Here is a 12,715-nt window from a genome sequence, read left to right on the forward strand (position 1 = left end):
AAGGCTTGAATGACCTCTCCTTCAATTACAATGATCTCGAAACCCATAAATCAATCAATAAGACGAGTTTCTTTATATATATTTAACTAAAATTTAGAATAAATAATTTTTATTTACATATATATTGGAAGAATATAGTATTGTTTACGACGCTTGAGTTAAATTTTTAATTAAATGGGGGAAAAATTATGTTTAGCAAATTTAAGTATGTTGCTGCAACGCTAGTGGTTGCTTTAGGTTTTAGTTTTGTTAGCCCATCATTATCCTACGCGGCTACACCTCAAATCCAAGTATCACAGCCCCAAGTTTCACCAACACAAGTCGATGAGCCAATTCAAACAATGGGACTCAAAAAAGACGTAATAGTTAAGGCATTACGATATGGTGGAAAAGCCCTTGATAATGTTCTAGACTGGCTTGGAATTGATAGTGCCGAAGCTAAATATCTTACAAAAAATGCAGGGAAAATAGCTGATTTTATTGAAGAAACAGCTGATGAACTCGAGAAGAGATTGCTAGACTTCTTAATATTTAAATGTGACATACCGCAAGGGTATGCTAGAGTCATTACTTCCGCACTCTCTGCATATTTGCTATAATTATTCAATAGTTATCCTCAAGCGTCACTACACTACTAAATAAAGGAAGTGATCATTTGAATGCAGATATTGAACTTTTGAAGTATCAAATTAAACTGTTGAAAATGGTAATAGGCGGTGATAGTCACCCTTATTTCATGTATTTACTAGATCATGATGTAACAGAAGAGCAATCGAAGTTGCTTCACAGTTTGTTAGCTTCAATGAATAACCGCCGACATTGTTTAATAAATGGTCAAGAAGTAGATGATGGTACAGTTTTGATTCCTGAACATACATTAAATAAGCTTCAACATCTGGGTATCACAGATCAAGAATTAAATGCAAATAGTATGCCTAATTACATCGAATTTGCTGGTTATATTGAAAAATTTATGAACAATGATATTAATCCAGAATATCTATTAAAAGCTATGCATAGACAATCTATGTTTTCAGAATTATGTGGGGAACTTTTGAAAGACAAGTAACACGACACCTTTTCTCTAGCAACACATAAAAAAGTTTACAAATACGTCTTACATTAATCTTCTGTTTAACCCCTTCACCCCAACGTTCTATAAGTTCAACGTCCACTTTCAAAAGAATATCAAGTGATGCGGCGCACATCATACAATTTTCAATTTCTTTTACTTCTTCCCATGTGATTGCACAGGATACTTCAAGTAAAGCTTCATCATGAACAGTCCCGGCAATGCGCCAACCCTTCGAAGTTACGTATTCATGAAGGTTAAGCATTGCCCGTTTCATAATGTCCGCTGCGGTTTCTTGAATCCTGGCGTTAACTGCCATACGACGAACGCTAATTCGTTGTTAGTAATCCTACGGTCAGCCAGAAAATAATAAATTAGTTTTATTTAAATTGCGCGTGTCTTTGACAAGTGGAATTAGTATTGTAGAGGAAGTAACAGGAGAGATGTGGTCTGAGAAATTAGCTTCTGATATGGGAGGAATATTAGGATTCAATGTACATAGTGATATAGGGTGCATTAAAGCAAGTCCTGTTTTTTTCGAGATTATTATTTAGATGAAGAAAGGTTTAAAGGTATCTCATTAGGGAGTGTCTTCAAACTGATTGAATAGTAATACATGGGTTAATTATATTAAATGAATACACGATACGAAATTCAAGATAGACAATGGCGCCTAATTCAAGATTTGTTTCCAGCTGAACGAAAACCACAAGGAGGACGTCCCGCAGTGGACAATCAAATCATGTTAAACGCAATGCTATGGGTGGCTCGTTCAGGCGCCCCTTGGCGTGATCTCCCAGGCCACTTCCCCCATTGGAAATCCGTCTACACTTGCTTTCGACGCTGGCAGAAAGCGGGCATTTGGGATGAAGTGTTAAAGCAGATTTCCCTAGATCCTGACGAGGAAAGCGTGATGATTGACGCCACGATTGTGCGAGTTCACCAACATGGATCAGGCGCAAAAGGGAGCAAAGCAAGCAATCGATCGGACGTTCCCCAGGTGGATTAAGCACGAAAATTCATGCGGTAGTTGACGCGCTAGGGAATCCACTTCGCTTCGACTTGACCGGAGGTGAAGCACATGACTCCGTCCAAGGTTTCACCATCCTTAAAAGCATGAAACTGACCCGGAAGCAAGTGTTAGCCGACCGAGCGTATGATACGAATGCGATTCGGACCTTTTTGAAGGAACAACAGGCCATACCGGTGATTCCGGGAAAGAAAAATCGCCGAGTGACCCTAAAATATGATCGGGATGTCTACAAAGAGCGCCATTTGGTGGAATGCTTCTTTAATAAAGTGAAGAATTATCGTCGTTTGGCGACTCGTTATGATAAATTAGCATGTACGTTCAAGTCTTTTTTGACCTTGGCATTCATTATGGTGTGGCTTGCTTGAGTTTGAAGACACGCCCTAATATACGGTGCATTATGTCATTCGTTTATTGAGGAAGACTTGGAGAGTCTTGTTGAGGGTGCTGATATGATTATGGAATTTGATGATAGTTACGATCGCCAGCGTTTGAAGGGAAATACAGAAATATATAGTTATCATTTATTATTAAAGTTGTTTGCTTAGAGAGACATGTTGGATGATTTGTATAAAATGATTATATTTGACACTCTTATAGGGAACACAGATAGACACCAGGATAACTTTGGAATAGTCAGAGATGAAGTTTCTTCCAGAACTAGCTTTGCGCTGTTTTATGACAACTCTTCTTCTCTTGGAAGAGATTTACCTGAACGTAGAATAGAACTGATGTTTAAGGATAAACAAATGTTCCATTCCTATTTATTCAATAAAAAGGCATCTCCTCAGATCCGTTGGGGAACATTAAAGATTATACTAAATTGAATTTTTTTGATTTCTTAAAAAAGGCAATTCAAGTATCTCCGGAAATTAAAAATTTCACATTTTCACATTCCCAAGTAACTGATGCTAAAATTAATGAATCCATTAGTAAAATTCCTTCAGATGTAATGAGTGACATCCAAAAGGAATTTGTTAACAAATATTCTTTCACTTCTTCAAGTTCTGCTTTTGTAATGTTAGGGCAATGAATCATCAAACTCGGTCTACCATCTTTTTCATCAAAAACAGAAATATTGGAAATGAATACAAACCCTTTTTTCATCAAACTGTAATACAATTTATTAAATGGCTTCATGATATATCCAACCTGTACCACTACTTGATTGAATATCGATAACATCATCTTCATAATACCAGCGGCAAGTTCCTGTCATGTGTCAGGGACTTGCCGCTTTATTTGCTTAACTTTGAATCATCTCATCCAAGATGAGCGCATTCAGAGGGTCGTTTGCAAAAAAAAGGGGCATCCAAAACCTCACAAAAACTTGCGATGGTGCTTTTTCCCGTCATACGTGAACCAGATCGGTTTATCCTCGACACGTGTTTCCACATGTACGGTACGTCCCCATAGGCGGTACAGATAGGGAAGGGTCCGTTCCATATATTTCAGATCCAGCTCAATGCCTTCATATTGATGTTTGAGTACAAGTTCTCCCGTCCGCAGGTAATCAGCATCCTGAACCACCAGATAAGGAGAACCGCCGTTAACGCGTGAAAATACAAGCTGATCCCGTATGTTTTCCCATGACTTGTCGGTAATTTTCCAGTCCGGGCCTTTTTTCTCAAATACGTAAAGGTCGAGGTCTTCGGTTAATTGCTTGGTCATGTAATTGCGGATAAACGAGGTATCGGAATCGAATTCGCGCACCTCGAACATTTTGGCACGACCCTGACCGGGTTGACGCCCCCAACGTTCCTGTTCCTCCCGGGAGGGGTTATCCCAACGGCGTTCAATATCCTCGAAAATTTTCAGCCCCAAATAATAGGGATTCAAACTTTGCTTGGATGGCTGGACGACGGAGGAATTGAGCTTCGCGAATTCAATCGTATCCTCGCTGTTCAGATCAAGTTCGCGTATAATACGTTGATGCCAGTAGGAGGCCCAGCCTTCGTTCATGATCTTGGTTTCCATCTGCGGCCAGAAATAAAGCATTTCCTCACGCATCATGCTCATAATATCCCGCTGCCAATCCGTTAACACTTCGGAAAATTCCTGTATAAACCACATGACATCTTTTTCCGGTTCAGGCGGGAAGTGATGCACCTGAATTCCTTCAGCAGGTGTTTCTTCCGTATGGACATCATCTAATGACCATAAATCATCATATTGCCCTTCCGGTCGAGGAGCCTTCTCACCACGCTGTTCCCGCATTTTCATCTCCATATAGCGTTGTTTGTCCAAATGACGGGGTTTGATGATCTGTGGATCGACATGTTCCTGAATGGCGATGACCGCATCGATGAACGCTTCGACTGCCTCGGTGCCATATTCCATCTCATAGTTGCTGATCCGATCAGCGGTGGCCGCCATACTCTCCACCATGTTACGGTTGGACTTGGAGAAGCGGGCGTTGTTCTTGAAGAAATCGCAGTGAGCCAGTACGTGAGCGACGATCAGCTTGTTCTGGATCAATGAGTTGCCATCCAGCAGGAAGGCGTAACAAGGGTTGGAGTTGATAACGAGTTCATAAATTTTACTGAGCCCAAAGTCGTATTGCATCTTCATTTTATGAAAAGTTTTCCCGAAGCTCCAGTGACTAAACCGGGTCGGCATGCCGTAAGCCCCGAACGTATAAATAATATCTGCCGGGCAGATCTCGTAACGCATCGGATAATAATCCAGGCCGAACCCGTCGGCAATTTCCATAATTTCGGCAATGGCGTATTCAAGGTCGCGGATTTCTTCTGTCATCTTACGCTGCCTCCTTCCCTTTTCTGGAAAAAGCTGCGCAAAGCTTTGTACACTTCGCCTTTTTCTTTGATCACATAATACATGAATTGGTCGATCTTAATATGACGATAAGCGGACATCAGTGTACTGCTGCGGTTGTACTGGTTCACCTCGCCATACCCAAACATGTTGCTGCGCTTCATCAGCTCACCAATCAGTTTCACACACCGCTCATTATCCGAGGTCAGGTTATCCCCGTCGGAGAAGTGGAAAGGGTAGATATTGTAGCTGGAGGGTGGGTAACGACTGTCAATAATATCCAATGCCTTCATATATACAGAGGAGCAGATCGTGCCTCCACTTTCGCCGCGGGTGAAAAACTCCTCTTCGGTCACTTCTTTGGCTTCGGTATGATGAGCAAGGAAAACAATCTCGACTTTCTCATACTGACGGCGCAGGAACCGGGTCATCCAGAAGAAGAAGCTGCGTGCGCAATATTTCTCAAAGGAACCCATGGACCCGGATGTGTCCATCATGGCAATAATGACCGCATTGGATTGCGGAATGATCTTATCTTCCCATGTCTTGTAACGTAGGTCGTCCGGACTGATGTGATGAATACCCGGATTACCGGTTGTCGCATTGCGCCGCAGATTTTCCAGAATGGTACGTTTTTTATCAATATTAGACTGCATACCTTTTTTGCGAATATCGTTGAATACAACGGTATGTGTCTCAATCAGGTCCTTGTCTTTCTGCTTCAGATCAGGCAGCTCCAGCTCAGAGAAGAGCATATCTTCCAATTCCTCAATACTAACCTCGGCTTCCACAATGTCATGACCAGGCTGATCGCCGGCTTTTTCGCCTTTGCCTGGTTTCTGTGAAGCAGGATCACGTCCGATGACATCACCGACCTGACTGTCACCGTCTCCCTGACCCACATGTTTTTGCTTCTGGTAGTTATACACAAAACGGTACTCATCCAGACTGCGGATTGGTACCTTAATGATTTGTTTTCCATCAGACATAATGATGTTCTCTTCGGTAATTAGATCAGGCAGATTCTGCTTGATGACATCTTTCACCTTTTGCTGATGGCGCTGCTGGTCCTGGTACCCTTTGCGGTGAAGCGACCAATCTTCCCGGGATACGACGAACGAGTAAGGCTGGTGTGAATTTGACATGTAGGCACCCCCCATTGATTACGCGGCACAGTTTGGCCTGTCGGTAATTAAGTATATTCACGGGCGGGGACGATATGTGAGTGAGTGAGTAGATAAAATGATACAATTACGCGAGTTTTACTTCGGGGATCATCTGGAATGCACAGATTATGCAGGACTTATTTACAGAAACGGTGAACATGTGTGATGGACTTCCTTTACAATAAGAACAGGCATTTACTTGGCATCTCTTTGAAGGATGCGTGCAAAGGATGGATACCCATTGGATAAACGGGCAGTTAAGGCTTGGATTATGTATGATTGGGCCAATTCGGCTTATGCGACGACGGTGCTGGCAGCCGTACTTCCGGTCTTCTACGCTTCTGTAGCAGCCGCTACACTGGATGCGGGCACGGCGGCATCTTATCTGGCTTATACACATTCCATAGGCATGTTATGCGTGGCTTTGTTAACGCCTCTGTTGGGTACACTGGCGGATTTATCCGGACGCAAGGGCGATTTTCTGCGGGTGTTCTCCATCATTGGCATTATCGCTACGCTTGGGTTCAGCATAATTGGGGAGGGCGATTGGCTGCTGGCTTCCGCTTTGCTGGTCATTTCGACCATCGGTTTTGCGGGTGGCAATACCTTCTATGATGCGATGCTGCCCGATCTGGTACCTGTAGAGCGAAGAGACAGGGTCTCGTCCAAGGGGTATGCCTATGGTTACATTGGGGGAGGGCTGTTGCTTGCAGTCAATATGCTGATGATTCAGCAACCCGGCTGGTTTGGGATGGGGAGTACACTCGCAGGTACTAGGCTTGCCTTTATCTCTGTTTCGTTGTGGTGGTTACTGTTCTCCATTCCTATCTTTCGTTATGCTCCGCGTCGACCAGCAGCACCGGACATGCCGAAGTCGTGGAAAGGATATGCGGGTGTGGGCGTGCGTAGACTTTGTCAAACCTTTCGTCAGATGCGGCGTTTACCCCAGTTGATTCGGATGTTGGTCGCTTTCTGGTTCTTCAATGACGGCATTAACACCATTATCCTGATGGCAACGATCTATGGAACAAGCATCGGGATAGGTACTGCTGACTTGATGTTAGCCCTACTGCTTACCCAGTTCATCGGTTTTCCATGTACCTTGTTGTTGGGGGCATGGGCAGGGCGATGGGGTGCAAAGCAGGTATTAATGGTGAGCTTGTCCATCTACATATGTATTGTGATTCTGGGTTATTTCATGACGGAAGCAATCCATTTCTATATGCTCGCAGGACTTGTTGGCGTAGTGCAGGGTGTGAGTCAATCGACGGCCCGTTCCTTGTTCAGCAATCTGATGCCCTCCGACAGAACAGGAGAGTATTTTGGTTTTGTCAATATTACTGGAAAATTTTCTTCGATTTTTGGACCGTTTGTCTTCGGCTGGGTGGGCCAAATCACGGGTTCAACCCGCTTTGGGATTCTGTCGCTGCTCTTCTTTTTCATTGCAGGTATCGCTGTCTTGTTGACGGTTAAGGTTCAACAGGGAATGTCGGATGCAAAGCAATGGGATGAGATATGAACGATAATGTATAACGGAGGGTTAGCTTTAATAATCGTAGCTCCAAATGGTGTGTTAATGAATGACACATCACTTGGGGCTTTTTCATGCTTGCGCAAATGTTATAAACCGAAATAACTATTGAATATGCAAGCAGTGCTGAAACGACAAACAATGGAATACAGTGATTAAGAAAGAAATGATGAAAAGATGAAAATAAAAGATTGACACGATACAATTTGTATCATAGAGTAAAACTATGAATACATACTGTATCTGAAAGTTGTCGAAAGTACATAAGCATTTTGCTTGTTTCCCATCATGATATGTAATTGGATGTTACAAAATGCTGATATATAGAGAGCTATACCAACTGCATGCTTATTTTAATTTTACAGAGGAGAGGCTGCCATTGGTAGATGTTCACGGTAACGGACTTGTCTTTTTATTATGTGTACCTCGCAGTGGAAGTTCATTATCCACCGTGATGCTGCAAAATCACAGCCGTGTATTTGCTACACAGGAAATGTGGTTTCTAATGAATCTTGTAGATTTGCAGAAAGCAGATTCCCGCCCCTATGGCGGAAGTGCAATCATCCGTCAGTTTTACAGCGCCATGGTCTCTGACGAAGGTTTTGAGAAGGCATGCAGAAGCTTTGCTCTTGAAATTTATAATGGATTTCTGGAGGGGAGCGGGGCAGACTTCATCGTGGATAAATCTCCTCGTTATTATTATATGCTGGAATGGCTGGATCGTCTGTTTCCTCAGTCCAAGCGCATTCATCTCCAGCGTAATCCCCTTTCCATAGCTGCATCTTACAAAAAGGTGAACCGGCATACCGGAGAAGGATATGATCTTATCCATAGCCTGCAGAGTCCACAATTAGATATGAAAGCCATTGACCTAACACTAGGTATGCTCCGTTTGAACGATTATTTTGCGGATAAACACGCGAATGCCTATGAAATTCAATATGAACAACTCGTCTCTAAACCTCAAGAAGAAATCGAAAAGATATGCGGATTTCTTGGCATCGGATATGAGCAAGGCATGGAGCAATATGGACGGTTTTTGGACAGTACGAAGTCTAATATGTTCTACAGTATGGGGGTAGGTGACCCATTCCTTTCTTCGCATCAGGGAGCACACAAGGATTCTGTTAACAACTGGAAAAACACACTGAATCAACAGGAAGTTGAAGGTTACTGTCGCGTGTTGGGTGCAGACCTGTTCCATCGAATGGGATATAGTGAACAGCTGGAAGAGGCTGAGCAATGGACGGGTGTCCGTTACGAGGCCAGTCCCGACGAGGAAGCCATAGAGCGGCTTATACGTCAGTTCTCTGAAGCAACGGGATGTCGCTGGCAGCAACAGTACCGGATGCAACCTGCAGATGTCACAGGGAACGATCAGAATGGAAACAGAAATGATAGAGAAGCGATTGCACCTGATCCGACTCTTGCCGCATTGGCAACGATCAGGCAGCTGGAAGCCGCATTGCGGGCAGCGGATAATCGACTGGAGCGAGGTTACAACGAGCGGGAACGTCTGAAGGTACAGCTCGCCTCAGCTCATAGCAAGATTCAACGTATCAAGTCGTGGATACCGTTCGGTCATCAGATAAGTGCCTGGGCTTCCCAGCGCAAGATACTCCGGGGAGGAAAGTCATGAGCGCTATAGCAGGTATTGTTCACACCGATGGTCAGCAAGCGTTATGGGAGGACAGTTGGCGCCTGTACGCCAGTCTGGGCCATATCCCGGCGGATACTACGGGGGTATGGAAAGGGAATGAAGCGTTCTTGAGTTGCCATGCCCAGTGGATTACACCCGAGTCGGTCAGGGAGCAATTACCTTTATATGATGAGGTAAGCGGTCTGACGATTACGGCTGATGCGATTCTGGATAATCGGGAACAGCTGGCAGACCAATTGCTAATATCGAGAGCAGAGTTAGCGGGATTGTCGGATAGTGAGCTGATCTTAAGAGCCTATCAGCGATGGGAAGAAAATGTAGCTGACAAATTACTTGGAGACTTCGCCTTCGCGATCTGGGACGATCGCAAACGCACGCTTTTTGCCGCAAGAGACATCACCGGCATGAGATCTTTTTATTATCGGCATGATGGTCAGCGGTTTGCCTTCTGTACATTAATGAACCCATTGCTTCAACTGGAGGGTGTACATAAAGAACTGGATGAGACTTGGTTATCCGAGTTTCTTGCCATTCCGGATATGCATGATTCAGCGGATATTCATTCCACTGTCTATCGGGGCGTAAGCCAGCTTCCTCCTGCACATACGCTTACCTTCAGGAATGGAAGGATGGAACAGAAACAATATCATCGCTGGGATGAAGTGGAGCCTCTAAGACTCAAATCGGATGGGGAGTATGTCGAAGCTTTCCGTGAGGTATTTGGTCAAGCTGTGGGGTCGCGTTTACGGACACACAGACAGGTAGCTGCTGCATTAAGCGGAGGGTTGGATTCTGGAGCCGTCGTTGGTTTTGCCTCTGGAACACTGCGGAGCCAAGGGAAAAGATTGAATGCGTATAGCTATGTGCCGGTACCTGATTTTACAGATTATACTAAAAAAACGTTGTTGGCAGATGAACGCCCGTTTATACGATCGACTGTTGATCATGTAGGTAATATCTCCGAGAATTATCTTGATTTCGAAGGAAGAAGCCCTCTCAGTGAAGTGGATACCTGGCTGAATATGATGGAAATGCCTTATAAATACTTTGAGAACTCGTTCTGGATTCGCGGGTTTTATGAAAAAGCGAGCCAGCAGGATGCGGGTATTCTATTGACTGGAGCTCGAGGCAATTTCACCATCTCCTGGGGACCAGCCTTGGATTATTACGCCAGTTTGCTCAAAACCGGGCATTGGTTCCGGTGCTTCCGGGAAATGCAACAGTACAGTGAACGGACAGGGATGAAATTCTCGCGAATTGCCAAAATTACAGGACGAAAGGCGTATCCGGAAATGTTCAAATCCATGTCCAATGGAGCAGCTCAGGCCGCAGCTGTGCAATTAATCCATCCGGATTTTGCTAGGCGGACGGGGGTACTGGAACGCCTCAAATCGATGATTGTTCTGCAAAGCGGTACTCAGGCGGATGCGCTCAAGGTGAGGGCTGAGAAGTTCAACAACCTGGCCATTGCTAACAAAAATGGTGCTGTTGCCACCAAATGTTCTCTTCGTTATCGGGCATGGGAGCGGGACCCGACGAGCGACGCGAGAGTCATTCGGTTCTGTCTGTCCGTGCCCATCGAGCAGTATGTTAATCAAGGAACGGACCGGGCGTTAATTCGGCGGGCTACTTCACCGGAGCTGCCTGATAAAGTGAGATTAAACCAGCGTGTGCGAGGTGTTCAGCCTGCGGATTGGTTGCACCGAATGATTCCCAATTGGGGTGCCTTCACTGCCGAATTACGTGAGTTATGTTCTGACAGCCGGGTAGCCGGCATATTGAACACAGAGCGAATTCGATCGGCACTCGCCAATTTTCCAAGCCCAAGGCCGGAGCTTGCATCCCATCCAGATTTGCGATTAATGATGCATAGTCTAATCGTATACCGATTTATCCGACAGTTCTGACCTAGCTATTGAGTTCATCCTTGTAGACGCGGATTCATCATTCATTTGACTCATGAAAGGAGGTGAACACGATGCAAATGGAAAAAAAGGAATGGCAAGCACCAGCACTGGAAGTATTGGAAGTAAACCAAACCATGGCGGGAACAGGTTACAGACAAATCGACTGGGTTACCGTTCACGATGCTGACCTCTACGATAGTTAATAAGTTTTAACATGTGCCATCATACTTAAAGGGCGGAAAAACAACTTTTCGCCTCCGCCCTTATATTGAGCAATATAAATATAAGGGTTTTTTTTCTACATCAGAATTGCAAAGGAGGAGTCATACATTGTTGCCTGTGCAGTATGAAGCTTATGGCTTGCGTTGGTTGAGCCACATTCCAATGCCTGAACTCCAAACCGTACAGAACGGTACAGATGTTGATGAGGCTCGTGTTGATGTACACATTCAGTTAGCAGATCTAACTTCATTGTGGGATGAGTGGAATGTGGGGAGTGACAACTTTGTGGCTCAGAATGGCAGTCTTTTTTTTCGAATCGAGGATACGGGACTGTTTCTTATGGAACAAGGGCGACGCATCGTGATGCACCCTCAGTTGGGAGCAGATGAAAAGAAGGTTAGATTATTCGTACTGGGCACGTGTATGGCTGTCATCATGATGCAACGTGGCATCCTCCCGCTACACGGAAGCGCGGTGGTCATTGATGGCTGGGCGTATGCCTTCATTGGACATTCCGGTGCGGGCAAGTCAACATTATCTGCTGCACTTGCTTCACGCGGCTACCCGCTCTTGACGGATGACGTGGTGGCACTGACGTGGGATGCAGGGGGAAGAGCGATCGTATCGCCGGGATATCCACAGCAAAAGCTGTGGCAGCCCAGTCTGGACGGATTCGGGATGAAGGAACAGAATTATGCAACAGTTCATGCGGAGATTACGAAGTATGCAATACCTGTTCAGCACTATTTTTATGAGAGACCGGTTCCCCTTGCAGGGGTTTTTGAACTCAATCCGAGGCCTGAAGAATTGCAGAGCCCCATTCAACTGGATGAAGTTACGGGATTGGAACGACTTCACATGCTGTGCTCTCATACGTTTCGTGGTGGACTCGTCTACAGGCAAGGTCTGGCACAGTGGTTGTTTGAGACGGTCTCACGGTTATCCGCGAGTATTGAAGTTAGCAGAATTACGAGGTCCGGTTCTGACTTTACTGCATTTGAGATGGCAGATCGGATTACAGATCATGTACGCAAAGGAGTGTATACGGGACAATGACAGCGACCAAGCCGCTAAATGGGGAAGACCGTGTAACGCGCAAGGAAGGTAACCTTGTCAGTGACATGGGTGGCGAGAAAGTCATGATGAGTATTGATAGCGGAAAATACTATAATCTGGGCAGTACCGGTGGACGGATCTGGGATCTGCTGAGTGAAGAACGTACCCTGGATGAATTGGTTGAAGTGCTGGCCTCTGAATACGAGATTGAAGCAGCGGTATGCCGCGAGCAGGTTGTGCAATTCCTTGAGCATCTGACCCGTGAGGGATTAATTGACGTTTCTTCCGGAGAGTAG

13 protein-coding genes are annotated in these 12,715 nt (G+C 44.9%); 9 read left to right on the plus strand and 4 right to left on the minus strand.

The window, feature by feature from the left end; genetic code table 11:
• Window positions 1-188: 188 nt before the first annotated feature.
• Together ACR32F_RS09165 and ACR32F_RS09170 are read left to right on the plus strand one after the other, a co-directional pair.
• On the plus strand, window positions 189-599 hold the full coding sequence (locus ACR32F_RS09165; protein WP_440118189.1) for a hypothetical protein: 411 nt from the start codon (window positions 189-191) through the stop codon (window positions 597-599).
• A 56-nt stretch (window positions 600-655) separates the two neighbouring features.
• Complete coding sequence (locus ACR32F_RS09170) at window positions 656-1,069, plus strand: hypothetical protein (protein WP_440118191.1); 414 nt, start codon at window positions 656-658, stop codon at window positions 1,067-1,069.
• Here the strand turns inward: ACR32F_RS09170 and ACR32F_RS09175 are convergent.
• Window positions 1,026-1,391: a DNA polymerase gene (locus tag ACR32F_RS09175; RefSeq protein ID WP_440118193.1), complete on the minus strand. Its 366-nt coding sequence runs from the start codon at window positions 1,389-1,391 to the stop codon at window positions 1,026-1,028. The genes ACR32F_RS09170 and ACR32F_RS09175 overlap by 44 nt on opposite strands.
• A gap of 315 nt (window positions 1,392-1,706) precedes the next feature.
• On the opposite strand from ACR32F_RS09175, the gene ACR32F_RS09180 reads away from it, so the two are divergent.
• Window positions 1,707-2,470 (plus strand): IS5 family transposase gene (locus ACR32F_RS09180; protein ID WP_440118195.1). Its coding sequence is split into 2 segments (ribosomal slippage): window positions 1,707-2,043 and window positions 2,043-2,470, totalling 765 coding nucleotides; the frame shifts between segments, so codons are not numbered across the junction.
• A gap of 487 nt (window positions 2,471-2,957) precedes the next feature.
• On the opposite strand, the gene ACR32F_RS09185 is transcribed toward ACR32F_RS09180, so the two are convergent.
• From ACR32F_RS09185 to yhbH, 3 genes are all read right to left on the minus strand, one after another.
• The gene (locus ACR32F_RS09185; protein ID WP_440118197.1) at window positions 2,958-3,242 is read right to left on the minus strand and encodes a hypothetical protein; all 285 of its coding nucleotides are present in this window, start codon (window positions 3,240-3,242) and stop codon (window positions 2,958-2,960) included.
• A gap of 180 nt (window positions 3,243-3,422) precedes the next feature.
• Window positions 3,423-4,859 carry a SpoVR family protein gene (locus ACR32F_RS09190; protein ID WP_440118199.1) on the minus strand — a complete coding sequence of 479 codons (1,437 nt, stop codon included), beginning with the start codon at window positions 4,857-4,859 and terminating at the stop codon, window positions 3,423-3,425.
• Window positions 4,856-6,022 (minus strand): sporulation protein YhbH, encoded by a 1,167-nt coding sequence (gene yhbH / locus ACR32F_RS09195; RefSeq protein WP_440118201.1) that lies wholly within the window; start codon window positions 6,020-6,022, stop codon window positions 4,856-4,858. The genes ACR32F_RS09190 and yhbH overlap by 4 nt, the downstream gene beginning before the upstream one ends.
• 262 nt (window positions 6,023-6,284) lie before the next feature.
• Here yhbH and ACR32F_RS09200 point away from each other — a divergent pair, with 262 nt between their 5' ends.
• From ACR32F_RS09200 to ACR32F_RS09225, 6 genes are all read left to right on the plus strand, one after another.
• Entirely contained in the window at window positions 6,285-7,562 is a 1,278-nt protein-coding gene (locus ACR32F_RS09200; protein WP_440118203.1) for an MFS transporter, read from the plus strand.
• Window positions 7,563-7,887: 325 nt separating this feature from the next.
• Window positions 7,888-9,213 carry a sulfotransferase family protein gene (locus ACR32F_RS09205; RefSeq protein ID WP_440118205.1) on the plus strand — a complete coding sequence of 442 codons (1,326 nt, stop codon included), beginning with the start codon at window positions 7,888-7,890 and terminating at the stop codon, window positions 9,211-9,213.
• Window positions 9,210-11,141 carry an asparagine synthase-related protein gene (locus ACR32F_RS09210; protein WP_440118207.1) on the plus strand — a complete coding sequence of 644 codons (1,932 nt, stop codon included), beginning with the start codon at window positions 9,210-9,212 and terminating at the stop codon, window positions 11,139-11,141. Before ACR32F_RS09205 ends, ACR32F_RS09210 begins: the two co-directional genes overlap by 4 nt.
• A gap of 77 nt (window positions 11,142-11,218) precedes the next feature.
• Window positions 11,219-11,344 carry a paeninodin family lasso peptide gene (locus tag ACR32F_RS09215; RefSeq protein ID WP_440119755.1) on the plus strand — a complete coding sequence of 42 codons (126 nt, stop codon included), beginning with the start codon at window positions 11,219-11,221 and terminating at the stop codon, window positions 11,342-11,344.
• A 127-nt stretch (window positions 11,345-11,471) separates the two neighbouring features.
• On the plus strand, window positions 11,472-12,419 hold the full coding sequence (locus ACR32F_RS09220) for an HPr kinase/phosphorylase (protein ID WP_440118209.1): 948 nt from the start codon (window positions 11,472-11,474) through the stop codon (window positions 12,417-12,419).
• Window positions 12,416-12,715 (plus strand): lasso peptide biosynthesis PqqD family chaperone, encoded by a 300-nt coding sequence (locus ACR32F_RS09225; protein WP_440118211.1) that lies wholly within the window; start codon window positions 12,416-12,418, stop codon window positions 12,713-12,715. Before ACR32F_RS09220 ends, ACR32F_RS09225 begins: the two co-directional genes overlap by 4 nt.

The sequence above is a fragment of the Paenibacillus hebaui genome, assembly GCF_051934385.1.
Taxonomy (GTDB): Bacteria; Bacillota; Bacilli; order Paenibacillales; family Paenibacillaceae; genus Paenibacillus.

Excerpts from the sequence above, each read along its gene's own strand:
- ACR32F_RS09205 (WP_440118205.1), top strand. The coding sequence starts at position 7,888 with ATGCTGATATATAGAGAGCTATACCAACTGCATGCTTATTTTAATTTT.
- ACR32F_RS09175 (WP_440118193.1), bottom strand. The coding sequence starts at position 1,391 with ATGGCAGTTAACGCCAGGATTCAAGAAACCGCAGCGGACATTATGAAA.
- ACR32F_RS09225 (WP_440118211.1), top strand. The coding sequence starts at position 12,416 with ATGACAGCGACCAAGCCGCTAAATGGGGAAGACCGTGTAACGCGCAAG.
- ACR32F_RS09185 (WP_440118197.1), bottom strand. The coding sequence starts at position 3,242 with ATGAAGCCATTTAATAAATTGTATTACAGTTTGATGAAAAAAGGGTTT.
- ACR32F_RS09210 (WP_440118207.1), top strand. The coding sequence starts at position 9,210 with ATGAGCGCTATAGCAGGTATTGTTCACACCGATGGTCAGCAAGCGTTA.
- ACR32F_RS09165 (WP_440118189.1), top strand. The coding sequence starts at position 189 with ATGTTTAGCAAATTTAAGTATGTTGCTGCAACGCTAGTGGTTGCTTTA.
- ACR32F_RS09190 (WP_440118199.1), bottom strand. The coding sequence starts at position 4,859 with ATGACAGAAGAAATCCGCGACCTTGAATACGCCATTGCCGAAATTATG.
- yhbH (WP_440118201.1), bottom strand. The coding sequence starts at position 6,022 with ATGTCAAATTCACACCAGCCTTACTCGTTCGTCGTATCCCGGGAAGAT.
- ACR32F_RS09215 (WP_440119755.1), top strand. The coding sequence starts at position 11,219 with ATGGAAAAAAAGGAATGGCAAGCACCAGCACTGGAAGTATTGGAAGTA.